The 21426-nt window shown below is 65.5% G+C and carries 19 protein-coding genes; 7 read left to right on the plus strand and 12 right to left on the minus strand.

The genetic code is table 11. From position 1 onward, the window contains the following. Positions 1-70: 70 nt before the first annotated feature. Entirely contained in the window at positions 71-1069 is a 999-nt protein-coding gene (locus JQ572_RS06545) for an NAD(P)H-quinone oxidoreductase (protein ID WP_211382122.1), read from the minus strand. A gap of 111 nt (positions 1070-1180) precedes the next feature. Between JQ572_RS06545 and JQ572_RS06550 the strand changes: the two genes are divergently transcribed. Together JQ572_RS06550 and rcdA are read left to right on the plus strand one after the other, a co-directional pair. Continuing rightward, positions 1181-1372: a DUF1192 domain-containing protein gene (locus JQ572_RS06550; protein WP_211382123.1), complete on the plus strand. Its 192-nt coding sequence runs from the start codon at positions 1181-1183 to the stop codon at positions 1370-1372. Positions 1373-1938: 566 nt separating this feature from the next. Then, the gene (rcdA, locus tag JQ572_RS06555) at positions 1939-2448 is read left to right on the plus strand and encodes a protease adaptor protein RcdA (protein ID WP_211382124.1); all 510 of its coding nucleotides are present in this window, start codon (positions 1939-1941) and stop codon (positions 2446-2448) included. 162 nt (positions 2449-2610) lie between these two features. On the opposite strand, the gene rpmE is transcribed toward rcdA, so the two are convergent. Next, positions 2611-2838 (minus strand): 50S ribosomal protein L31, encoded by a 228-nt coding sequence (rpmE, locus tag JQ572_RS06560; RefSeq protein WP_027530154.1) that lies wholly within the window; start codon positions 2836-2838, stop codon positions 2611-2613. 206 nt (positions 2839-3044) lie between these two features. Here rpmE and JQ572_RS06565 point away from each other — a divergent pair, with 206 nt between their 5' ends. Beyond that, complete coding sequence (locus tag JQ572_RS06565) at positions 3045-4871, plus strand: ABC transporter ATP-binding protein/permease (RefSeq protein WP_211382125.1); 1827 nt, start codon at positions 3045-3047, stop codon at positions 4869-4871. Positions 4872-4988: 117 nt separating this feature from the next. Here the strand turns inward: JQ572_RS06565 and JQ572_RS06570 are convergent, their stop codons facing one another. From JQ572_RS06570 to JQ572_RS06585, 4 genes are all read right to left on the minus strand, one after another. After that, positions 4989-5213 (minus strand): hypothetical protein, encoded by a 225-nt coding sequence (locus JQ572_RS06570; protein ID WP_211382126.1) that lies wholly within the window; start codon positions 5211-5213, stop codon positions 4989-4991. Between the two features lie 70 nt (positions 5214-5283). Beyond that, complete coding sequence (locus tag JQ572_RS06575; RefSeq protein ID WP_211382127.1) at positions 5284-5730, minus strand: GNAT family N-acetyltransferase; 447 nt, start codon at positions 5728-5730, stop codon at positions 5284-5286. Further along, on the minus strand, positions 5730-6758 hold the full coding sequence (locus JQ572_RS06580; protein ID WP_211382128.1) for a peptidoglycan -binding protein: 1029 nt from the start codon (positions 6756-6758) through the stop codon (positions 5730-5732). Before JQ572_RS06580 ends, JQ572_RS06575 begins: the two co-directional genes overlap by 1 nt. Before the next feature lie 4 nt (positions 6759-6762). Further along, positions 6763-7785 carry a flagellar motor protein MotA gene (locus JQ572_RS06585; protein ID WP_211382129.1) on the minus strand — a complete coding sequence of 341 codons (1023 nt, stop codon included), beginning with the start codon at positions 7783-7785 and terminating at the stop codon, positions 6763-6765. Positions 7786-7995: 210 nt separating this feature from the next. Between JQ572_RS06585 and JQ572_RS06590 the strand changes: the two genes are divergently transcribed. The 4 genes from JQ572_RS06590 (at position 7996) to JQ572_RS06605 (ending at position 14927) form a co-directional block, all read left to right on the plus strand. After that, on the plus strand, positions 7996-9015 hold the full coding sequence (locus tag JQ572_RS06590) for an SAM-dependent methyltransferase (protein WP_211382130.1): 1020 nt from the start codon (positions 7996-7998) through the stop codon (positions 9013-9015). A 229-nt stretch (positions 9016-9244) separates the two neighbouring features. After that, positions 9245-10438 carry an efflux RND transporter periplasmic adaptor subunit gene (locus tag JQ572_RS06595; protein ID WP_211382131.1) on the plus strand — a complete coding sequence of 398 codons (1194 nt, stop codon included), beginning with the start codon at positions 9245-9247 and terminating at the stop codon, positions 10436-10438. 6 nt (positions 10439-10444) lie between these two features. Continuing rightward, positions 10445-13603, plus strand: coding sequence for an efflux RND transporter permease subunit (locus JQ572_RS06600; RefSeq protein ID WP_211382132.1), 3159 nt, complete (start codon positions 10445-10447; stop codon positions 13601-13603). Positions 13604-13799: 196 nt separating this feature from the next. Further along, positions 13800-14927, plus strand: coding sequence for an AAA family ATPase (locus JQ572_RS06605; RefSeq protein WP_211382133.1), 1128 nt, complete (start codon positions 13800-13802; stop codon positions 14925-14927). A 32-nt stretch (positions 14928-14959) separates the two neighbouring features. On the opposite strand, the gene JQ572_RS06610 is transcribed toward JQ572_RS06605, so the two are convergent. From JQ572_RS06610 to JQ572_RS06635, 6 genes are all read right to left on the minus strand, one after another. After that, complete coding sequence (locus JQ572_RS06610; RefSeq protein WP_211382134.1) at positions 14960-15745, minus strand: inositol monophosphatase family protein; 786 nt, start codon at positions 15743-15745, stop codon at positions 14960-14962. A gap of 84 nt (positions 15746-15829) precedes the next feature. Further along, complete coding sequence (locus JQ572_RS06615) at positions 15830-16906, minus strand: tetratricopeptide repeat protein (RefSeq protein WP_211382135.1); 1077 nt, start codon at positions 16904-16906, stop codon at positions 15830-15832. 8 nt (positions 16907-16914) lie between these two features. Beyond that, positions 16915-17604 (minus strand): thiamine phosphate synthase, encoded by a 690-nt coding sequence (locus tag JQ572_RS06620; RefSeq protein ID WP_211382136.1) that lies wholly within the window; start codon positions 17602-17604, stop codon positions 16915-16917. 3 nt (positions 17605-17607) lie between these two features. Further along, positions 17608-18648 carry a class I fructose-bisphosphate aldolase gene (locus tag JQ572_RS06625; protein ID WP_211382137.1) on the minus strand — a complete coding sequence of 347 codons (1041 nt, stop codon included), beginning with the start codon at positions 18646-18648 and terminating at the stop codon, positions 17608-17610. Positions 18649-18944: 296 nt separating this feature from the next. Next, a complete protein-coding gene (gene fba / locus JQ572_RS06630; RefSeq protein ID WP_211382138.1) occupies positions 18945-20012 on the minus strand; it encodes a class II fructose-bisphosphate aldolase in 1068 nt (355 codons plus the stop codon). A 68-nt stretch (positions 20013-20080) separates the two neighbouring features. After that, the gene (locus JQ572_RS06635; RefSeq protein ID WP_211382139.1) at positions 20081-21277 is read right to left on the minus strand and encodes a phosphoglycerate kinase; all 1197 of its coding nucleotides are present in this window, start codon (positions 21275-21277) and stop codon (positions 20081-20083) included. Between the last annotated feature and the right edge of the window lie 149 nt (positions 21278-21426).

Raw genomic sequence — 21426 nt, forward strand, 5'->3', positions numbered from 1 at the left:
TGCGTCGCGATAGATGCCACGAAAGCGAGGAAAATCAAAGGGTTTCCGCCTGCGCCTGTGGGCCAGCGGCCTAGACCTCCAACACAATTTTGCCAATATGTGCGCTCGTCTCCATGCGGCGGTGCGCATCGGATGCCTTTTCAAGCGGGAAAGCGCTGTCCATCAACGGTTTGACGCGGCCTTCGCGCAAAAGCGGCATCACTTTCGCCTCGATCGCGGCCACCATTGCCGCCTTGTCCGCATTAGTACGGGGGCGCAGCGTCGAGCCGGTATGGGTCAGGCGCTTGACCATCACCTTGGCGATGTTGACGCTGACCTTGGGCCCGTTGAGGGTTGCGATCTGCACGATGCGGCCGTCGACCGCGGCGGCGTCATAATTGCGGTCGACATACTCGCCGGCGACCATGTCGAGGATCAGATTGACGCCGGTGTTGTTCGTCTCCGCCTTCACCACGGCGACGAAGTCCTCGGTCTTGTAGTTGATGGCGCGATCGGCCCCGAGCTTGAGGCAGGCATCGATCTTGTCCTGCGATCCCACCGTGACGAACACCTTCGCGCCGAATGCCTTGGCGAGCTGGATTGCCATGGTGCCGATGCCCGAGGAGCCGCCATGGATCAGCAGCGTCTCGCCGGCCTTCAGGCCACCGCGCTCGAACACATTGTGCCAGACCGTCATCAGGGTTTCCGGCAGCGCACCGGCTTCCTTGATCGACAGCGACGGCGGCACGCTCATCGCCTGGCCGTCCTGCGCGATGCAGTACTGCGCATAACCGCCGCCGGCGACGAGCGACATCACCTTGTCGCCGATCTTGTGCCGCTTGGCGTTGCTGCCGACCGCGACCACTTCACCGGCGATCTCGAGGCCCGGCAGATCGCTGGCGCCGGGCGGCGGCGGATAGGCGCCGGAGCGCTGCGCGACGTCGGGCCGGTTGACGCCGGCGGCCTGCACCTTGACCAGGATCTCGTCCGGGCCGGGCTGCGGCACGGCGCGTTGTTCCGGCACCAGCACCTCCGGTCCGCCGGGCTTGGAGATGGCGACCACGGTCATTTGCGCGGGCAGCTTGTCCATGATGTGTCCTTGAGCAAAGGTGCAGAATGCAACGAGGCCATTGCTTAGCCAGCGCGGCGCAGGCTGGCAACCGCCTCAACAAGGTCCCGCGCGAACGCAGGAGGAACGAGGATGGCGACGGAAGACGACGACCGCCCGCGCAAGAAGATCAGCCACGAGATCGGACAGGATCTCTCACTGTTGTCGGTCGAGGAACTGACCGAGCGCGTCGGGTTGCTCAAGACCGAGATTGCAAGGCTGGAAGAAGCCGCCGCCAAGAAGCGCGCCTCGCGCGATGCGGCCAACAGCGTGTTCAAGTCGTAGGACTCGCGTGTCCCGGACGAGCAGCGTCGCACTCCCTCCACGTCATTCCGGGGCGGCGCGGTAGCGCCGAGGCCGGAATCCATAACCACACGCCGTTGAAACGGGCAGGCTGACAGAGGCGGGCCATTCCATCCGCTTGTGGTTATGGATTCCGGGCTCGCGACTTCGTCGCGCCCCGGAATGACGGCCGAGAGGAAACACCATGGCAAGCCACTCGGCCATTGACCGACATGGCTAACGAACTCTCAAAAAATTAGCGCGTTTACTTCACATTAAGCTTTCGGGTTTATGACTGGAACTGTCCTCGTTTGGACACCGAGTGGCTCCTGTCCACTCTGTTTGACGCCTCCCTGTTATCAACTTTAAAAGCCGCCGGTATTCCGGCGGCTCTTTTTTTGCGCCCACTCCGCTTTTTGCGTCTCGCCACGGTTGAACTCCGAGGAAAGACCCGCGGAAACCATATCCGCGCTTGTCGCTGGACTCGGCGTCCCGCCCGCGCAATGATTTGTTCATCATAAGCCGGCGCCAAGCCGGGCAGTTAGACAGTTGCGTAAGGGGCGTTAACCATGGAACGTTTGCAAGCCGACGGCGCTCTCGTTCAACTCAGCGAGCGGTTCACCAATTCTGCGGCGTTCGGCGTCCTGTTCCGCGAGGGCATGGACCTGGTCGAAGAGACCGCCGCCTATCTCGACGGCGCCGGCCGCAACGAAGCCAAGGCGCTCGACCGTGCCGTCAGCCTCACCTATGCGACCGAGAGCATGCGTCTCACCACCCGCCTGATGCAGCTCGCCTCGTGGCTGCTGCTGCACCGTGCGGTGAAGGAAGGCGAGATGACGCTGAGCCAAGCCAACCGCGAGAAGACCAAGGTCAAGCTCTCCGCCGCCGATCCCGGCCCCACGGATACCATCGAGAAGCTGCCCTTGCAGCTCCAGGAATTGATCAACCGCTCGATGAGCCTCCAGACCCGCGTGCGCCGTCTCGACACCACCATCCACACCCCGCCGGCGGATCACCTCGCGATCGGCAATCCGCTGGTGCCGCACCTCAACGCGCTGAAGGCCGCGTTCGAGCGGTAAGCCTCCCGTCATTGCGAGCGAAGCGAAGCAATCCAGAAATCCCTCCGCGGAGGGAGTCTGGATTGCTTCGTCGCAAGAGCTCTTCGCAATGACGAGACCTCCCAAAAACAAAAACGCCCCCGGTTCTCCGGGGGCGGTTTCGTCTCCAGCCTTGCGGCCGGATCAATCCTTTTTGAGGAAGCCCGAAAACTTCTTCTGGAAGCGCGAGACGCGGCCGCCGCGATCCATCAGCTGGGCGTTGCCGCCGGTCCAGGCCGGATGCGACTTCGGGTCGATGTCGAGGTTCAGCGTGTCGCCTTCCTTGCCCCAGGTCGAGCGGGTCAGGTACTCGGTTCCGTCGGTCATCACGACCTTAATCGTATGATAATCCGGGTGAATTTCGGCTTTCATGGCAATTCCTCGGCGCCCGGCGCCTCGCTTGAGTGGCTATCGAATGACGGATTTGGCGGCTCTATACCCCACGGGCCCCTGTAAAACAAGCCGTTGTGGGGACTTGAGAACCGGGCCGGCCCCTAAGGGACATCCCGGATTTGCCACTGCCGCTCGCCCGGCCTATCTGGAGCGGGCTTCTTCTTTTTCCTTTTGGTCGGGATCTCATGAGCGCAGTCGAACGGCTTGAAACCGGGCCCGCGGAAGCCCCATCGATCGAAGCCGAACTGATCGAGGCGCCGGCGAAGAGCCGCGCGAAGCTGCGGCCGCTGCTGGCACTCGCGCCCTATGTCGCGCGCTATCGCGGCCGGGCGGCGCTTGCTTTCGTGGCGCTGACGATCGCTGCGCTGACGACGCTGCTGGTGCCGGTCGCGGTGCGCAGGATGATCGATTTCGGCCTGACGCCTGAAGGCATCGAGCTGATCAACAGCTACTTCTCGGTCATGATCGCGGTCGTCGCCGTGCTCGCGCTCGCAAGTGCCGCGCGCTACTACCTCGTGATGACGATCGGCGAGCGGATCGTCGCCGACCTCAGGCGCGACGTCTTCGCCCATCTGCTGTCGCTCTCGCCGGCGTTCTTCGATTCCGCGCGCAGCGGCGAGCTGATCTCCCGCCTCACGGCCGACACCACCCAGCTCAAATCCGCCGTCGGCGCCTCCGTGTCGATCGCGCTGCGCAACCTGATGATGTTCTTCGGCGCGGCGGCGATGATGGTGATCACCAGCCCGAAGCTGTCGGGCTTCGTGCTGCTGGCCATTCCCCTGATCGTGCTGCCGCTGGTCGCCTTCGGGCGCTGGGTGCGGCGTCTGTCGCGCAATGCGCAGGACACGCTCGCCGAGGCCTCCGCCTATGCCGGCGAACTGGTCGGCGCGATCCGCACCGTGCAGGCCTATACCAGCGAAGGGCTGGCTGCGAAGCGCTTCGGCGGCGAGGTCGAGCAGGCCTATGAGGCCGCGCGCACCTCGACCCAGGCGCGCGCGGTGCTGACCGCCATCATCATCTTCATCGTGTTCGCGAGCGTGGTCGCGATCCTCTGGATCGGTTCGCATGACGTGCTGAGCGGCGCGATCTCGCCGGGCCGGCTAGGCCAGTTCGTGCTCTATGCGGCCTTTGCCGCCGCCGGCCTCGGTCAGCTCAGCGAAGTCTGGGGCGAGGTCTCGGCGGCGTCCGGCGCTGCGGAGCGCTTGTTCGAGATCCTGCATGTGCAGCCCGACATCAAGGCGCCCGCGTCGCCGCGCGCGCTGCCGGTGCCGGCGCGGGGCGAGGTCGGCTTCGACCAGGTCAGCTTCGCCTATCCGGCGCGGGGCGATGTCAAAGTGCTCGACGCCGTGTCGTTCACCGTGCGCCCCGGCGAGAAGGTTGCGATCGTCGGCCCGTCCGGCGCCGGCAAGAGCACGATCTTTCATCTGCTGCTGCGCTTCTACGATCCGCGCAGCGGCGCGATCTCGCTCGACGGCGTGCCGGTCAAATCCGCCGATCCCCGTGATTTCCGGTCCCGCATCGCGCTGGTGCCGCAGGAATCGAACGTGTTCGCCGCGAGCGCCCGCGATAACATCCGCTTCGGCCGGCCCGATGCGACCGATGCCGAGGTCGAGCGCGCCGCCGAGCTCGCGCACGCTGCCGAGTTCATCCGCCGCCTGCCCGAAGGTTTCGACACCCCGCTCGGCGAGCGCGGCGTGACGCTGTCCGGCGGCCAGCGCCAGCGCATCGCGATCGCGCGCGCGATCCTGCGCGATGCGCCGCTGCTGCTGCTGGACGAAGCCACCTCCGCGCTCGATGCCGAAAGCGAGACGCTGGTGCAGACCGCGCTGGAAGAGCTGATGCGCCACCGCACCACGCTGGTGATCGCGCATCGCCTCGCCACCGTGCTGTCCTGCGACCGCATCCTGGTGATGGATCAGGGCAGGATCGTCGAGCAGGGCACGCATGCCGAGCTCGTCGCCGCGAACGGGCTCTATGCCAGGCTGGCGAGGCTGCAGTTCGAGGGGGCGTGAGGCGGCGCCTCATCCACGGATCCTAAACCGCGTCGCCGTCCGCGCAAGCCGTTGATCTCGTGGTCATCGGCTACTGTGCATGGGGTTGTTTTCGCAAATTCTGTTTTGGCCGTCCGATTATCGGCACTTCGGCGAAAGCGTCGGCACGTTCGGCCACGGCCAGTTCTTCCAGCTCCCGTCCTCACTGACGCAGGCCGTTGCGGCAGGGCTGCCCGGCGCCGGCTGGCTTGTCGTCTTGGCCGGCGGAGCGAGGCGCTGGTCGACATAGCTCGTCGACACATATCCGGCGACGATGACGCCGAGCAGGACCGAAGACCCCTTGGCCAGATCGCTCAGCTTCATCGCTCATCTCCATCCGCCTGCAATCGGCACAACGAATAGCGGGCGTGTTGGGATCCCGGCGTGACGGGAATCACGCCCGCCAGATCATCTTCAGCACCGGCCGGCCCGAGGTCGGGTTCACATCGTCGCCGGCCTGCGCAAAGTCGTTGCGCTCGTAGAAGCGGATCGCGCGGCTGTTGTCCTTGTTGACGAGCAGCGTGATGCCCGACGGCGACAGGCGTTTTGCCTCATCCACCAGCAGCCTTGCCGCGTCCGAGCCCCAGTGGTCCGGATCGACCACGAGCTGGTCGAGATAGCCGTCGCCGTCGATGGTGACGAAGCCGGTCAGCGTGCCGTCCGCTTCCGCGACCACGATCGAGGCCTTCGGCACCAGATCCTTGCGCCAGCGCTCGCGCCACCAGTCCAGCCGCGCGGCGAAGTCGATCTGCGGATAGGCCTGCTGCCAGGTGCGATGCCAGAGATCGATCGAGGCGGCCTCGTCCTCGGGACGGTAAGGGCGGAGGTGAAGCGCACTCACTACCGCTCCGTCAGCTTCAGCTCGATGCGGCGATTGCGCTTGTAGGCTTCCTCGGTGTTGGCGGTGTCGAGCGGCTGGAATTCGCCGAAGCCGGCCGCGACGAGGCGCTGGGCCGGCACGCCGAGCGAGATCAGGTACTGCACCACCGAGATCGAACGGGCGGCCGACAGGTCCCAGTTGGACTTGAAGTTGGGGCCGTTGACCGGGCGCACGTCGGTGTGGCCGTCGACGCGCAGCACCCAGGGGATCTCGTTCGGGATCTTCTTGTCGAGCTCGATCAGCGCGGTCGCCAAGGTGTCGAGCTCGGCGCGGCCTTCGGGCAGCAGCACCGCCTGTCCGGTGTCGAAGAACACCTCGGACTGGAACACGAAGCGGTCGCCGACGATGCGGATGTCGGGGCGGTTGCCGAGGATGGTGCGCAGGCGGCCGAAGAATTCCGAGCGGTAGCGCGACAATTCCTGCACGCGCTGCGCCAGCGCCACGTTCAGGCGGGAGCCGAGATCGGCAATGCGGTTCTGCGATTCCTTGTCGCGCTTCTCGGATGCATCGAGCGCCTCTTCCAGCGCCGCCAATTGCCGCCGTAGCGCGCTGATCTGCTGATTCAGCACCTCGATCTGCGCCAGCGCCCGGGCCGAAACCGCCTTCTCCGAATCCAGCGCCTTGCCGAGCTCGCTGGTCTTGCCCTGCGCGTCGTTGCCGGCGGCGGCGAGCCCGTCATAGAGGCCCTTGATGCGGTCGCGCTCGCTCTCGGCCGAAGCCAGTCCCGCCTTCAATTGCGAGACCTGGTCGTCGAGCGTGAGCTTGCCGAGCTTCTCCAGCGACAGCAGCTCGTTGAGCTGCGCGATCTTGGCGTTGAGCTGCTCCAGCGCCTTGTCCTTGCCGGTGACCTCCTGCGACAGGAAGAACTGCACGACCAGGAAGACCGACAGCAGGAACACGATCGACAGCACCAGCGTCGACAGCGCGTCGACGAAGCCGGGCCAGTAATTGAAGGAGGTATCGCCGCGGCGGCCGCGCGCCAGAGCCATGTCGCTAACCCTTCTCGGGCTGGCGCGCGATCCGCTCCAGGAGGCGCCGGATCTCGCGGTTCTGCTCGCCCTGGCCGTCGGCCCATTCGCGGATCATCTGCTGCTCGGTGCGCATGTGCGAGACCAGCGCCTGGATCGCTTCGGCGAGGCTCGCCATCGCCGCCGTGGTGCCGCGGCTGGCACTGCCTTCCTCGAGCACGGAGCGAAGCCGTTCGACGGCGGCCTGAAGCTCGCCGCTCGCAACTCCTCCGCCGCCACCGGCGGCGACGGCCACGTCGCCGCTGCCATATTCGCGCACGGTGGTGGCGAGCCAGTCTTCCAGGTCGGTGTAGAAGCGGTTCTGCGCCTGGCTCGATTGCAGGTCGAGGAAGCCGAGGATCAGCGAGCCGGCGAGACCGAACAGCGAGCTCGAGAACGAGATGCCCATGCCGCCGAGCGGGGCGGCGAGGCCCTCCTTCAGCGTGTCGAACAGGGCGCCGGAATCGCCCCCGACCTTGAGCCCGTCGATCACCTTGCCGACCGAGCCGACCGTCTCGATCAGGCCCCAGAAGGTGCCGAGCAGACCGAGGAAGACCAACAGGCCGGTCATGTAGCGGGAGATGTCGCGGGCTTCGTCCAGGCGGGTCGCGATCGAATCGAGCAGGTGCCGCATGGTGGTCTGGGTGATGGTCATCCGCCCGGTGCGCTCGCCGCCGAGAATCATCGCCATCGGGGCCAGCAGCTTGGGGTGGCGGGCGGGGGCGAGGCCGGGATCGGCGATGCGGAAATTGTTGACCCAGGAGACCTCGGGATAGAGCCGGATCACCTGGCGGAAGGCCAGGATGATGCCGATGAACAGGACGCCGCCGATCAGGGCATTGAGCCCGGGATTGGCGAAGAAGGCCTGGATGATCTGCTTGTAGAGCACCACGCCCACCAGGGTGCACAGCACCAGGAAGACCAGCATCCGCACCAGGAAAACGCTGGGTGAGGAGAGCTTGGTGTATTCGATGTCCATGGGGGAGCGGGGCGAGGCGCCTGACGGCATGGGCGGTATCATCCGTTACGAACTTGCTTGCGGGCGCACTATGGCACAGCGCCGGGCCAAAAAAAGCGCCGGATGTGCGGATTTCAGGGGGAGGCGCGGAACCCAATGCTGAAACCGCGCTTTGATACCTGCGTATTCTGCAGAACTTCGTCATTCCACCGGCTAGGCTCGGATTTTTGGACCCCTGCCGCCCAGAGACAGGTTGGTTGCATGAGCGTCGTTTCCGCGATCATGGGGACTGCCGAACGCGTGCCGCTGCCGGATGTGGTGATCCGCGCCGCGATCCAGCGCCTGTGCTCGCGCACGGCCACGCGCCTGTCCGCGCTGGGCGCGGCCGACGATGCCGCCTTTGCCGGGCGGCTGATGCTGCGGCCGATCGCCGAGGACGCGGATGCCGGGCCTGACGATGTCCCCGCCGCGTTCTTTGCAAAGGTGCTCGGTCCCAACCGCAAATACTCCTCCTGCTTCTACAAGACCAACGCGACCACCTTGCGGGAGGCGGAGGAGGAGGCGTTGCGCCAGACCGTCGAGCATGCCGCACTCGCCGACGGTCAGACCATCCTCGAGCTCGGCTGCGGCTGGGGCTCGCTGTCGCTCTGGACCGCGCGCCGGTTTCCGCACGCGAAGGTGACGGCGGTAACGAACTCGCAGGCGCAGCGCGCCTATGTCGAGGAGGAGGCACGGCTGCGCGGTCTCATCAACCTGCGCGTGGTCACCGCGGACATGAACGTGTTCGCGCCCGAGGGCCAGTTCGACCGCATCGTCTCGGTCGAGACGTTCGAGCACATGTTGAACTGGCGCAAGCTGATGACGCGCGTGCGGTCATGGCTCGCGCCCGAGGGGCGCTTCTTGATGCACATCGTCGCCCATCGCTCCGGCTCCCATCTGTTCGACCGCGCCAATCGCGACGACTGGATCGCGCAGCATGTCTTCACGAGCGGGTTGATGCCGAGCCATCATCTCGTCAGGCAATTCGAGGACATCTTCACGGTCGAGAAGGAATGGTGCTGGAGCGGTACGCATTATCAGCGCACCGCCAACCACTGGCTTGCCAATTTCGACGCGCATCGCGATACCATCGAGGCGGCCTTGCGGAACGTCCACGGCGAGGAGACCGGCCTGTGGATGCGGCGCTGGCGCTGGCTCTTCCTCGCGACCGCGGGCCTGTTCGGCTACGCCGATGGAACCGAGTGGGGCGTCAGCCAGTACCGGATGAAAGCCGCCGGGTAATTGCGATCTTCTGTCGCAGCACGCGCCGATGGAATCGGACTCACAATCGGGTGAGACATAAAAAATGCTCTGACTTCAACACGATAGGCCGTGTGACATTGAGCCGCCCGCAACATCCGTTGCGTTGCAGCAAGTCCCTTCTATTTTGACGGCATCAGCCGCGTGCGATTGCCCAGAACGGGCCTCGCGGAGTGAGTTCAGTTTCAACAACATCGGGGCACCCCATTTCATGTCAGGACTTCGCGCGCGATCGGCATGCGTTGCAATGATGCTCGCGGCCCTTTCGCCGCTGCTCGCGGGCTGCGATGAATCGAGCTCGGCCATCTCGGCCTATCAGCCGGCTCATCCCGACGTCAGCATTGTCATCGTCAAGCCGCAGCCGCGCGCCGTGGTGCGCGAGCTGCCGGGCCGCATCGCACCGACACGGGTCTCCGATGTGCGGCCGCGTATCTCCGGCATCGTGGTCGAGCGTCTGTTCCGCCAGGGCAGCGAGGTGAAGGCCGGCGATCCACTGTATCGCATCGATCCGCGTCCGTTCGAGGTCGAGGTGATGGCCAACGAGGCCGCGCTCGCCAAGGCCGAGGCCGCATTGATGCAGGCCAAGCAGCAGGCGCACCGTATCGCGACGCTCACCAGCCAGCGCGCCGCGCCCGAGGCCGAGAACGAGAAGGCGGTCGCGGCGGAGCGCCAGGCTCATGCCGAGGTCGAGGGACGCAAGGCGGACCTCGCGCGCGCCAAGCTCAATCTCGACTACGCCACCGTGCGTGCGCCGATCGACGGTGTCGTCGGTGCGGCTCTGGTCAGCGAGGGCGCGCTCGCGGTCCAGAACGAGACCAATCTTGCCACCATCCAGCAGCTCGATCCGATCTATGCCGACTTCACCCAGTCGGTGAACGAGCTCAACCAGCTCCGCCGCGCCTTCGAGAGCGGCGACCTCGAACGCATCGCCGCCGATGCTGCCAAGGTGCGCCTCGTGCTCGACGACAACACCATTTACTCGCTCGACGGCAAGCTGTTGTTCTCCGAGGCCAAGGTCGACGCCCACACCGGCCAGGTGACGCTGCGCGGCGAATTCCCCAATCCCAAGCGCGAGCTGCTGCCGGGCATGTATGTCCGCGTCCGCATCGACCAGGGTCTTGATTCGGACGCCATCGCGGTGCCGCAGCAGGCGATCCAGCGCAATGGCGGCGGCGGCAGCGAGGTGTTCGTCGTCAAGGACGACAGCCACATCGCGGTGCAGCCGGTGCGCACCGGCTCGGTGCAGGACGGCGTTTGGTTCGTCACCGAGGGTCTGAAGGCCGGCGACAAGGTCGTGGTAGAAGGTTTCCAGAAATTTGCCGCCGGCGACAAGGTCAAGCCGCAATCCTGGTCGGAGGCGGATGCGACCGCGGACAACCGGCACGCCCAGAAGCTCACGCGGTAATACGTCATGGCGAGCTTCTTCATCGACAGGCCGATCTTCGCCTGGGTGGTCGCGCTGTTCATCTGTCTGGTCGGCGCAATCGCGATTCCGCTGCTGCCGATCGCGCAGTATCCGATCATCGCGCCGCCCTCGATCTCGATCTCGACCAGCTATCCCGGCGCCTCGCCTGAAAACCTCTACAACAGCGTCACCCGGCTGATCGAGGAGGAGCTCAACGGCGCCTCCGGCATCCTCAATTTCGAATCGACCAGCGACTCGCTGGGCCAGGTCGAGATCATTGCCAATTTCCAGCCGGGCACCGATACCAGCGCAGCCTCGGTCGAGGTGCAGAACCGCATCAAGCGCGTCGAGGCGCGGCTGCCGCGCGCGGTGATCCAGCAGGGCATCCTGATCGAGGAAGCCTCCAGCGCGGTGCTCCAGATCATCACGCTGAACTCGACCGACGGCAGCCTCGACGAGGTCGGCCTCGGCGACTTCATGATCCGCAACGTGCTCGGCGAAATCCGCCGCATCCCGGGCGTCGGCCGCGCCACGCTCTATTCGACCGAGCGCAGCTTGCGCGTCTGGGTCGATCCGGCCAAGCTCGTCGGCTATGGGCTGACCGCCGACGACGTCAACAAGGCCATCGCCGCACAGAACGCGCAGGTCGCCTCGGGCAGCATCGGCGCCGAACCGTCGACGTCGAGACAGCGCACCTCCGCGCTGGTGCTGGTCAAGGGCCAGCTCTCGTCCCCGGACGAATTCGGCTCCATCATCCTGCGCGCCAATGCAGATGGCTCGACCGTGCGCCTGCGCGACGTCGCGCGCATCGAGGTCGGTGGCCTCAGCTACCAGTTCAACACCCGCCTCGACGGCAAGCCGACCGCGGGCCTCTCCGTGCTGATGTCGCCGACCGGCAATGCGCTGGCGACCGCAAGCGCGGTCGAGCAGAAGATGAAGGAGCTGTCGCGCTTCTTCCCGGCCAACATCTCCTACGAGATCCCCTACAACATCACGCCGGTGGTCGAGGCCTCGATCAAGAAGGTGCTGTCGACGCTGGTCGAAGCCATCGTGCTGGTGTTCGTGGTGATGTTCCTGTTCCTGCAGAACATTCGCTACACCATCATCCCGACCATCGTGGTGCCGGTGGCGCTCCTGGGCGCCTGTACCACTCTGCTGCTCGCCGGCTACTCCATCAACATGCTCTCGATGTTCGGCATGGTGCTCGCGGTGGGTATCCTCGTCGACGACGCCATCGTCGTGGTCGAGAACGTCGAGCGCATCATGGCCGAGGAAGGCTTGCCGCCGAAGGAGGCGACGCGGAAAGCGATGTCGCAGATCACAGGCGCCATCATCGGCATCACGCTGGTGCTGATGGCGGTGTTCGTGCCGATGGCGTTCTTCCCCGGATCGGTCGGCATCATCTATCGGCAGTTCTCGGTGACCATGGTCGCCGCGATCGGCTTCTCCGCCTTCCTGGCGCTGTCGCTGACCCCGGCGCTGTGCGCCACGCTGCTCAAGCCCGTCGAAGCCGGTCATGGCCATGCCAAGAGGGGCGTGTTCGGTTGGTTCAACCGCATGCTCGAAGGCGGCAAGGAAGGCTATTCCCGCACCGTCGGCTTCTCGCTGAAGCGCACCGGCCGCTTGATGCTGGTCTATGTCGCGCTGCTCGCCGGCCTGTCCTGGGCCTTCGTCAATCTGCCCGGCGGCTTCCTGCCCGTCGACGACCAGGGCTTCGTCACCACCGACGTGCAGACGCCGTCGGATTCGTCCTACGGCCGCACCGAGGCCGTGATCGAGAAGGTGGAGAAATATCTGGCGCAGCGGCCCGGCGTCGACAACGTCACCTTCCTGACCGGCTTCAGCTTCTCCGGCCAGGGCATGAACACGGCGCAGGCCTTCATCACGCTGAAGGACTGGTCGGAGCGGGGCCCGAAGGAATCTGCCGCCGCGATCGTCGCCGACATCAACCGCGATCTGTCCTCGTCGATCCGCGATGCAAAAATCTCCGCACTGCAGCCGCCGCCGATCGACAATCTCGGCAACTCCTCTGGCTTCTCGTTCCGTCTCCAGGATCGCGGTCAGAAGGGCTATCCGGCCCTGATGCGCGCCGCGGACCAGTTGATCGCGGAGGCCAATGCGAGCCCGGTGCTGCAGAAGGTCTATGTCGAAGGCCTGCCCGAGGCCGGCGTGGTCAATCTCGTGATCGACCGCGAGAAGGCCGGCGCCTTCGGCGTCACCTTCGAGGACATCAACAACACGATCTCGACCAATCTCGGCTCGAACTACATCAACGACTTCCCGAACCGCGGCCGCATGCAGCGCGTCGTGGTGCAGGCCGATGCGCGCGACCGCATGCGGACCGAGGACATCCTCAACTACAACGTCAAGAACAGCCGCGGGCAGCTCGTGCCGTTCTCGTCCTTTGCCACTGTCGAATGGGCGCGCGGCCCGACGCAGATCGCCGGCTTCAACTATTATCCGGCGGTGCGCATCTCCGGCGAAGCCAAGCCCGGCTTCACATCGGGCGATGCCATCGCCGAGATGGAGCGGCTCGCCGGCAAGCTGCCGCGGGGCTTCGGCTATGAATGGACCGGCCAGTCGCTGCAGGAGAAGCTGTCGGGCTCGCAGGCGCCGTTCCTGCTGGCCCTCTCGATTTTCGTGGTGTTCCTGTGTCTGGCCGCTCTCTACGAGAGCTGGACCATTCCGCTCGCGGTGCTGCTCACGGTGCCGCTCGGCATCGTCGGCGCCGTGATCGCGGCGATGCTGCGGGGCTTGCCCAACGACGTCTATTTCACCGTCGGCCTGATCACCATCATCGGCCTTGCCGCCAAGGACGCGATCCTGATCATCGAGTTCGCCAAGGACCTGCGCAAGGAGGGCAAGCCGCTGGTCGACGCCACCATCGAGGCCTGCCGCCTGCGCTTCCGCCCGATCCTGATGACCGGCCTTGCCTTCATCTGCGGCGTGCTGCCGATGGCGATTGCGCATGGCGCCGGCGGCGCCAGCCAGCAGGCGCTCGGCTCCATCGTGATGGGAGGCATGATCGCCGTGGTGATTTTGGCGTTGCTGATGGTGCCGGTGTTCTTCGTCTCGGTGCAGCGCGTGCTGGCGGGGGATCGGGAGCCGAAGGCGGCTAAGGAAGGCGAAGCGTATGGGCCGCCGGCGCCAGCGCGGCCGGGTTAACCTCCGTCGTCATTCCTGGCGCGCCTCTTGGGCACGAGCCCGGAATCCATCGCCCCACCCTGTATGCCGATCAATGGTTTTCGGGCTCGGCTTGCTTTCTCGGGGTCGTCAATCCAGACTGCATCTCTGGATTGAAGGGGCGTGTCGCCGCACCGCGCGGCAAATGCACAGACAGCCCGCCAATTGAGAGCATGTGATGCGTCTGACCGACATTGCGATCACCAATTATCGCTCCATCCGGCGGCTCTCCATTCCCATCCATCCCCTGTCCGTGTTTGTCGGTGAGAATGGTGTCGGCAAATCCAATCTCTACAAGTCCCTGTCGCTGTTGCGCGACGCGGCAATCGGGCAGATCACGCGGACGATCGCCGACGAGGGCGGCTTGAATTCGGTCTGCTGGTCGGGCATCCGCAAACGCGGCGAGGATGGGCGACTGCAATTATCGGCGAGATTCGATCGGCTGAGATATTCCATCGAGATCGGATTTCCCAGTCCGGCATCGGCGGCGTTTGCCGGGGAGCCGATGATCAAGGAAGAAAGCATCGAGGCGACGCAGGGCAAGCGAACGGTTCGCTTGATGGAGCGGAGGAATTCGCTCGTCAGCATCCGCGACGACAGCGGCGCATGGGTCAACCACAAGGATGCGGTGCTGCCGTCCGAGCAGGCGCTGGCGGGCTTTTACAACGGCAAGGAATGCCCCGAGATCGATCTGATCAGAAACGCGATGCTGGGCTGGCGCTTCTATCACGATTTCCGCACCGATCCGGCATCGCTGATCCGAAAGCCCTGCCTGGCGATCACGACGCCCTCGCTTAGCGCTGATGGAAGCGACCTGGCTGCGGCCCTGGCGACGCTTTACACCATTCGCGGAGACGCCACCGATTTGCAGGACGCAATCCAGGATGCCTTCCCGGGCGCCGAGCTCCGCGCATGGGAAGAGGGCGGCCGGTGCGAATTCGCTCTTCAACTGGCGGACATGCCGCGGCCGTTCAGGGCCCACGAACTCTCCGACGGGACGCTGAAATACATCTGCCTGCTCGCGGTGTTCATGGGCTACCGGCTGCCGCCGTTCATCGCCCTGAACGAACCCGAGACCAGCCTGCATCCGTCGCTGCTGTCGCCTTTGGCCCGTCTGATCGCCAAGGCATCAAGCCGTGCCGACATCTGGATCGTCACCCATTCGGAACAGTTGATGGAAGCCTTGCGAAGCGAGAGCGCGGTCCCGCTCCGCCGCGTGATCAAGTCAAACGGCGCCACGAATATCGAGGGCCTGACTCTCGGCGGCGAATATCGCGAGGAGGAGCCGGAGGATGGCGACTCTTAGCCGTTGCGCATCGAGCCGTCGCGCGACCGAGCCTACTTCCGCAAAATCTTCACAAGCTCCCCGTGCACGAACTCATTCCCGCACACCACATGCCCGGTCACGACCGGATCACCTGGCGTGTCGATATCCGTCACCGTGCCACCCGCTTCGCGGACCATGATCAGGCCGGCGGCGACGTCCCAGGATTGCAGATTGCGTTCCCAGTAGCCGTCGAGGCGGCCGGCGGCGACGAAGGCGAGGTCGAGGGAGGCGGCGCCGAAACGGCGCAGGCCGGCGACGCGGTCCTGGATCGCGGTCATCTCGCGGCGGAATTCCTCGTGGTCGCCGCGGCCAATATGAGGCAGGCCGCAGGCCACCACGCATTCGTTGAGCTGGCGGCGGCCGGCGACGCGCAGGCGCTGGTCGTTGAGGAAGGCGCCCTTGCCGCGTTCGGCGATGTAGAGCTCGTCATTGGCGGGGTTGTAGATCACGCCCGCGATGATCGTGCCTTCGCGCGAAAGACCGATCGAGATCGCGAATTGCGGGATGCCGTGCAGGAAGTTGGTGGTGCCGTCGAGCGGATCGACGATCCAGGTGTGGCTCTTGTCGCTGCCCTCGCGCATTCCCCCTTCCTCGCCGATGAAGCCGTAGCCGGGCCGGGCCTTGGCGAGGTCCTGGTAGAGGATCTCCTCGGCGCGCTTGTCGGCGAGCGAGACGAAATTCGCCGGCCCCTTCAGCGAGACCTGGAGATGCTCGATCTCGCCGAGATCGCGCTTGAGGCTGCGGCCGGCGCGGCGCGCGGCCTTGACCATGACGTTGATAGTGGCGGAATACAGCATGTGCTCTGGTCTTGATCGGGGGAAATGGCGCGAAATCGCGCCTGTTTGAGGGATGGGGTGCCCTGCGAGGGGCCCAACGTCAAGTCATTTGGTCCCGAGCCATTTCCTGGCGGCAGCCTCCGCCTTGGCCCGGTCCTCGGCCGGCAGATCGGACAATTGCTTGTCGAGCTCCGGATCGCCCTTGCCGCCGGTCTTGGCCACCAGATGCCATTTAAAGCCCTCGACCTTGTCCACGGGCGTGCCCATGCCATTGATCAGCACCCAGGCCAGCCGGTTCTGCGCGATCGCGCTGCCCTGGCGGGACGCCTTGCGGAGCAGTGCTACGGCTGCCGGCTCGTTCTTCGGCGTGCCGGTGCCGTTGAACATGGCGATGGCATATTCGACCTCGGCATCGACATTGTCGGCCAGCGAGGCGGCCTGGAGCAGCCGCACCGACCGTTCCGGGTCCTTCGGCACGCCGGTGCCTTCCTTGTAGAAGGTCGCGAGCGCATATTGGGCCTCGGGCAGGCCCGCATCGGCGGCCTGGCGCAGCAGTTCGGCGGACCGCTTGACGTCCTGCGGCAGGGTCTGGCCGTCGAGGTAGAGCAAAGCGAGGTTATAGGCCGCCTTGGGCTCGCCGAGCTTGGCGGCGGAGGCCATCAGCTTCACCGCCTCGCCCTTGTCGACCGGGCCGCCACGGCCGGCGATGCGCATCATGGCGAGCGCGAACATCGCCTCGCGGTCGCCGGCGTCGGACGCACGTTTGTACCATTCGAGCGCCTTGGCGTAGTTGCGGCGGATGCCCATGGCGTTGGAATAGAGCTCGCCCAGCATGGTCATCGCCTTGGGATCGCCTGCTTGAGCGCGGGCAGTGGCGAGCTCGAACGCGGTCTTGTACTGGCCGCGCTGGTAGGCGCCGAACACCAGATCGACGTTGGAATTGTCGGTCGGAGGCGCCGGGATCACGGTCGGGGCCGGGGACGGCTGGGGGGAGGCCGAAGGTTTTGGTGCCGGCGCCGCTTCCTTCTTCTTGGTGATCGTATGAGGCGTGGCCTTTGGCTTGTCCTTGGCCTTTTCGGCCGAGGGACTCGGCGTTGCCGCGGGCGGCGTGATCTGGAGCTGCGCGGCCGCGGGCGCCGTCAGCAGCAGCGTGGCCAGCATGGTGATGCGCGGGAGCTTCATGTTGGGCGCTAGCCGTGCTCCTGGCCCGCAGGATTTTTGCCCGCAAGCGCGGTCGCATGGGCCTTCTTGATCACAGCGTCCACCTCGACCAGCGCGGTCCCGGGGCCGCGCGGATCGGCCCAGATGAACTCGCCGACCAGCACGAAATCGGCGCCGCTGACCGCGAAGTCATGGGCTTCGTCGATCGAATTGGCGAAGCCGACGCAGGGCGGCTCGAACAGCTCCGCCCACCAGTCCAGCCGCTCGGCAATCGCCTGGGACGACGGGCGCTGGCCTTTCCCGTCGGGTTCGCCGAACAGCACGTAGTCGGCACCCATCTCGCCCGCATCCATGGAGTGGTGCCGCGTCGTCAGCCCGCCGACGCCGGCGATGCGATCGGGCTTGAGCGATGGCAGAGCCTCTTTCAGCGCGGCGATGCCGGGCAGGTGCGCGCCGTCGGCGCCGCCGCGTGCGACGAGCTCGGCATGGCCGTCGACGAGCAGGGCTGCACCCGCTTTCTGCACGACCGGCGCCAGCGCCTTGATGCGCGAGATCATGGTACGCTGGTCGGTCTCCTTCAGCCGCAGCAGCACGGCCGCGACGTCGGCGGAGCCGAGCAGGCCGGGCAGCTCGGCCAGAAGCGAAGCGGGATCGTCAACGATGGGCGTCGCGAGATAGAGGCGCGGCGCCGGGCGCGGCGGAGGCGATTTGTTCGACAAGATCTAGGCTGCCTTCTGTTCCAGGCTGCTTTGCCATTCGCCCCTGGAGGCGAGGCCATTCATGCGGGCGCGATGACTGAATGCGTGCTGTCCGGCTGCGACATTCTCGGCCTTGCCGGACCAGGCCTTCTGCGGCGCGGCCTGCAGTGCCCGGCCGTAGGAGAAGGTCAGGCCCCAGGGCAGCGGGCCAAGCTTGTGCATGGCGTTGAGATGCGCCGTTGCCTCTTCGTCCGACTGACCGCCGGAGAGGAAGGCGATGCCGGGCACCGCCGCGGGCACGCAGGCCTTGAGCAGCCGCATCGTCTTCTCCGCGACCTCCGCGACGGAAGCCTGCTTCGCGCATTTCTTGCCAGAGATCGCCATGTTCGGCTTGAGCACCATGCCTTCGAGCGCGACGCGCTGCACGCGCAATTCCTGAAACGTCTTGTTGAGCACGCGGCTCGTCACCTCATAGCAGCGATCGATGTCGTGGTCGCCGTCCATCAGCACTTCCGGCTCGACGATCGGCACGATCTGGGCGGCCTGGCACAGCGCCGCGTAGCGCGCCAGCGCATGGGCGTTGACGCCGATCGCGGTCATCGAGGGAATGCCCCGGCCGTCAGAGCCGCTCGCGATATCGATCACCGCGCGCCATTTGGCGAAGCGCGCGCCGCGCTCGTAATATTTCTGCAGGCGCTCGGCGAGCTTGTCGAGCCCGACGGTGACTGTTTCACCCGGGCACATCGGCAAGGCTTGCGTGCCCTCGTCGACCTTGATGCCGGGAATGGCGCCGTTCTGCTCGATCAGCTTGACCAGGGGCGTGCCGTCCTTCGCGTTCTGCCAGATCGTCTCGTCATAGAGGATCACGCCGGAGATGTACCGGCTCATGGCTTCCTTCGAGCGGAACAGCATCTCGCGATAGTCGCGGCGGTTCTCCTCAGTCGATTCCACGCCGATCGCGTCAAAGCGCTTCTTGATGGTGCCGGAGGATTCGTCGGCGGCGAGGATGCCCTTGCCGGGCGCGACCATGGCGGTCGCGATCCTGTTGAGCTCAGTCAGATTCATCGAGAGGTCCTCCCAAAACGATTCTGCCCTTGCCCGTGAAAATAGACCGTTCTCGGGCAAATGCCGAGTTAACGTTCGTCGCAGGGTAAAGGGGGGAGGTCGGGTGGGGTAAGTGTTAGGCCGGTCGGGCGGCTCTTCGCCCCGCTTGCGGGGAGAGGTCGGATTTTACGCGCCGCGTAAAATCCGGGTGAGGGGGTACAGGTCTATCGATAGGGCGCAACTCGCGGAGAGAGCCCCTCACCCCGACCCTCTCCCCGTAAGAACGGGGCGAGGGAGGGATAGAGCGTGCGCCTTGCTTAAGCCACCTTCGGGGCGAGCTCGCCCTTGGCGTAGCGCTTGGCCATCTCGGCGGTGGTCAGGACCTTCTTGATCTTGGAGGCCTGGCCGGCCGTGTTGAATTCCTGGAGCCTCTGCTTGCACAGCTTGGTCATCGCCTCCATCGCGGGCTTCAGGTATTTGCGCGGGTCGAACTCTTCCGGATTGTCCTTGAGCACCTTCCGGATCTGGCCGGTCATCGCCATGCGGTTGTCGGTGTCGATGTTGATCTTGCGCACGCCGTGCTTGATGCCGCGCTGGATCTCGGCCACCGGCACACCCCAGGTCGGCTTCATCTTGCCGCCATAGGCGTTGATGATGTCCTGAAGATCCTGCGGCACCGACGAGGAGCCGTGCATGACGAGGTGCGTGTTCGGCAGCTTGCGGTGGATCTCCTCGATCACGTTCATGGCGAGGATGTCGCCGTCCGGCTTGCGGGTGAATTTGTAAGCACCGTGAGACGTCCCCATCGCGATCGCGAGCGCGTCGACCTGGGTCTCCTGGACGAACTTCACGGCCTCGTCCGGATTGGTCAGGAGCTGGTCGTGGCTCAGCTTGCCTTCGGCGCCGTGGCCGTCTTCCTTGTCGCCCATGCCGGTCTCGAGCGAGCCGAGCACGCCGAGCTCGCCTTCGACCGAGATGCCGCCGAGATGGGCCATGTCGGTCACCGTCTTGGTGACGCCGACATTGTAGCTCCAGTCGCCGGGGGTCTTGCCGTCGGCCTTGAGCGAGCCGTCCATCATCACCGAGGTGAAGCCGGCCTGGATCGCGGTCATGCAGGTCGCGGCCTCGTTGCCGTGGTCGAGATGCACGCAGACCGGAATGTGCGGATAGATCTCGGTCACGGCATCCATCATGTGCTTGAGCATGATGTCGTTGGCGTAGGAGCGCGCACCGCGCGAGGCCTGGATGATGACGGGCGCGTCGACCTGGTTGGCGGCGTCCATGATCGCCAGCGCCTGCTCCATGTTATTGATGTTGAAGGCCGGTACGCCGTAATCGTTCTCCGCCGCATGGTCGAGCAATTGACGCAACGTGATCCGAGCCATCTGTCTTTTTCTCCCGTTTGGGCCTGCAAGGCTGACTTGAAAGGCCGACTGATTACTTGATGCGCAGCTTACTTGACGCGCAACACCTCGACGCCGGGCAGGGGCTTGCCTTCCATCCATTCAAGAAATGCGCCACCGGCGGTCGAGACATAGGTGAAGTCACCGGCCACATGGGCCTGGTTGAGGGCCGCGACGGTGTCGCCGCCGCCCGCGATCGAGATCAGCTTCCTGGCCTTGGTGCGCTCGGCGGCATGCTTTGCGGCCGCGACCGTGCCGCGGTCGAACGGCTGCATCTCGAAGGCGCCGAGCGGTCCGTTCCAGACCAGCGTCGCCGCATCGTCGATCGCGGCATGGACCCGCACGATCGATTGCGGGCCGACGTCGAGGATCATGCCATCGGCCGGGATCGCATCGAGCCCATAGGCGTGCGACGGCGCATTGGCCGCGAAATGATAGGCGACGGTGGCGTCGACCGGCAGGATGATGGCGCAGTTGGCGGCTTCCGCCTTCTCCATGATGCGGAGCGCGGTGGCGGCGAGATCCTTCTCGGCCAGCGACTTGCCGATGCCGACGCCCTGGGCGTGCAGGAAGGTGTTGGCCATGCCGCCGCCGATCACGAGCGCGTCGACCTTGGTCACGAGGTTTTCGAGCAGGTCGATCTTGGTCGAGACTTTCGCGCCGCCGATGATCGCGATGACCGGCTTGCTCGGCGAACCCAGCGCCTTCTCCAGTGCGACGAGCTCGGCCTGCATGGTGCGGCCGGCATAGGCCGGCAGCTTGTGGCCGAGGCCTTCGGTCGTGGCGTGGGCGCGGTGCGCGGCCGAGAACGCGTCGTTGACCCAGATGTCGCCGAGCTTGGCCAGTTCCGCGACGAAGGCCGGATCGTTCTTTTCCTCTTCCTTGTGGAAGCGGGTGTTTTCCAGGCACAGGATGTCGCCGTCCTTCAGCGCCGCCACGGCCGTGGCCGCGGGCCCGCCGATGCAGTCATCGGCGAAAGCGACGGGCTTGTTGACGACCTTCGCCAGCGCCTCGGCGACGGGCTTGAGCGAGTCCTTGGCATCGCGCCCCTTCGGCCGGCCGAAATGCGCGAGCAGGATGACCTTGCCGCCCTTGTCCGAGATTTCGGTGATGGTCGGCGCGACGCGCTCGAGCCGGGTCGCGTCGGTGACGCGCCCGTTGTCCATGGGCACGTTGAGATCGACGCGCAGCAGCACGCGCTTGCCCTTCACGTCGACGTCGTCGAGGGTGCGGAATTTGTTGGTCATCGGACGCTTCCTTGTCCCGGGCGCTACTAGCGGCGCAAAGCGCCGCTGTGCAGAACCGGGACCCACGTTGCAGCGAGTCCCGCGGTCGAATGGATCCCGGCTCTGCGTCGCAGCGTTTCACGCCGCGACGCGTCCGGGACACGAGAGCG

Source organism: Bradyrhizobium sp. SZCCT0153, assembly GCF_018129995.1.
Taxonomy (GTDB): domain Bacteria; phylum Pseudomonadota; class Alphaproteobacteria; order Rhizobiales; family Xanthobacteraceae; genus Bradyrhizobium; species Bradyrhizobium japonicum_G.

What these genes read in the sequence shown, in the direction of transcription:
- rcdA (WP_211382124.1), top strand. Translation starts at nt 1,939, where the DNA reads ATGGAACGTTTGCAAGCCGACGGCGCTCTCGTTCAACTCAGCGAGCGG.
- JQ572_RS06565 (WP_211382125.1), top strand. Translation starts at nt 3,045, where the DNA reads ATGAGCGCAGTCGAACGGCTTGAAACCGGGCCCGCGGAAGCCCCATCG.
- JQ572_RS06550 (WP_211382123.1), top strand. Translation starts at nt 1,181, where the DNA reads ATGGCGACGGAAGACGACGACCGCCCGCGCAAGAAGATCAGCCACGAG.
- rpmE (WP_027530154.1), bottom strand. Translation starts at nt 2,838, where the DNA reads ATGAAAGCCGAAATTCACCCGGATTATCATACGATTAAGGTCGTGATG.
- JQ572_RS06635 (WP_211382139.1), bottom strand. Translation starts at nt 21,277, where the DNA reads ATGACCAACAAATTCCGCACCCTCGACGACGTCGACGTGAAGGGCAAG.
- JQ572_RS06605 (WP_211382133.1), top strand. Translation starts at nt 13,800, where the DNA reads ATGCGTCTGACCGACATTGCGATCACCAATTATCGCTCCATCCGGCGG.
- JQ572_RS06580 (WP_211382128.1), bottom strand. Translation starts at nt 6,758, where the DNA reads ATGGCTCTGGCGCGCGGCCGCCGCGGCGATACCTCCTTCAATTACTGG.
- JQ572_RS06610 (WP_211382134.1), bottom strand. Translation starts at nt 15,745, where the DNA reads ATGCTGTATTCCGCCACTATCAACGTCATGGTCAAGGCCGCGCGCCGC.
- JQ572_RS06545 (WP_211382122.1), bottom strand. Translation starts at nt 1,069, where the DNA reads ATGGACAAGCTGCCCGCGCAAATGACCGTGGTCGCCATCTCCAAGCCC.
- JQ572_RS06570 (WP_211382126.1), bottom strand. Translation starts at nt 5,213, where the DNA reads ATGAAGCTGAGCGATCTGGCCAAGGGGTCTTCGGTCCTGCTCGGCGTC.
- JQ572_RS06600 (WP_211382132.1), top strand. Translation starts at nt 10,445, where the DNA reads ATGGCGAGCTTCTTCATCGACAGGCCGATCTTCGCCTGGGTGGTCGCG.
- JQ572_RS06585 (WP_211382129.1), bottom strand. Translation starts at nt 7,785, where the DNA reads ATGCCGTCAGGCGCCTCGCCCCGCTCCCCCATGGACATCGAATACACC.
- JQ572_RS06595 (WP_211382131.1), top strand. Translation starts at nt 9,245, where the DNA reads ATGTCAGGACTTCGCGCGCGATCGGCATGCGTTGCAATGATGCTCGCG.
- JQ572_RS06625 (WP_211382137.1), bottom strand. Translation starts at nt 18,648, where the DNA reads ATGAATCTGACTGAGCTCAACAGGATCGCGACCGCCATGGTCGCGCCC.
- JQ572_RS06590 (WP_211382130.1), top strand. Translation starts at nt 7,996, where the DNA reads ATGAGCGTCGTTTCCGCGATCATGGGGACTGCCGAACGCGTGCCGCTG.
- fba (WP_211382138.1), bottom strand. Translation starts at nt 20,012, where the DNA reads ATGGCTCGGATCACGTTGCGTCAATTGCTCGACCATGCGGCGGAGAAC.
- JQ572_RS06615 (WP_211382135.1), bottom strand. Translation starts at nt 16,906, where the DNA reads ATGAAGCTCCCGCGCATCACCATGCTGGCCACGCTGCTGCTGACGGCG.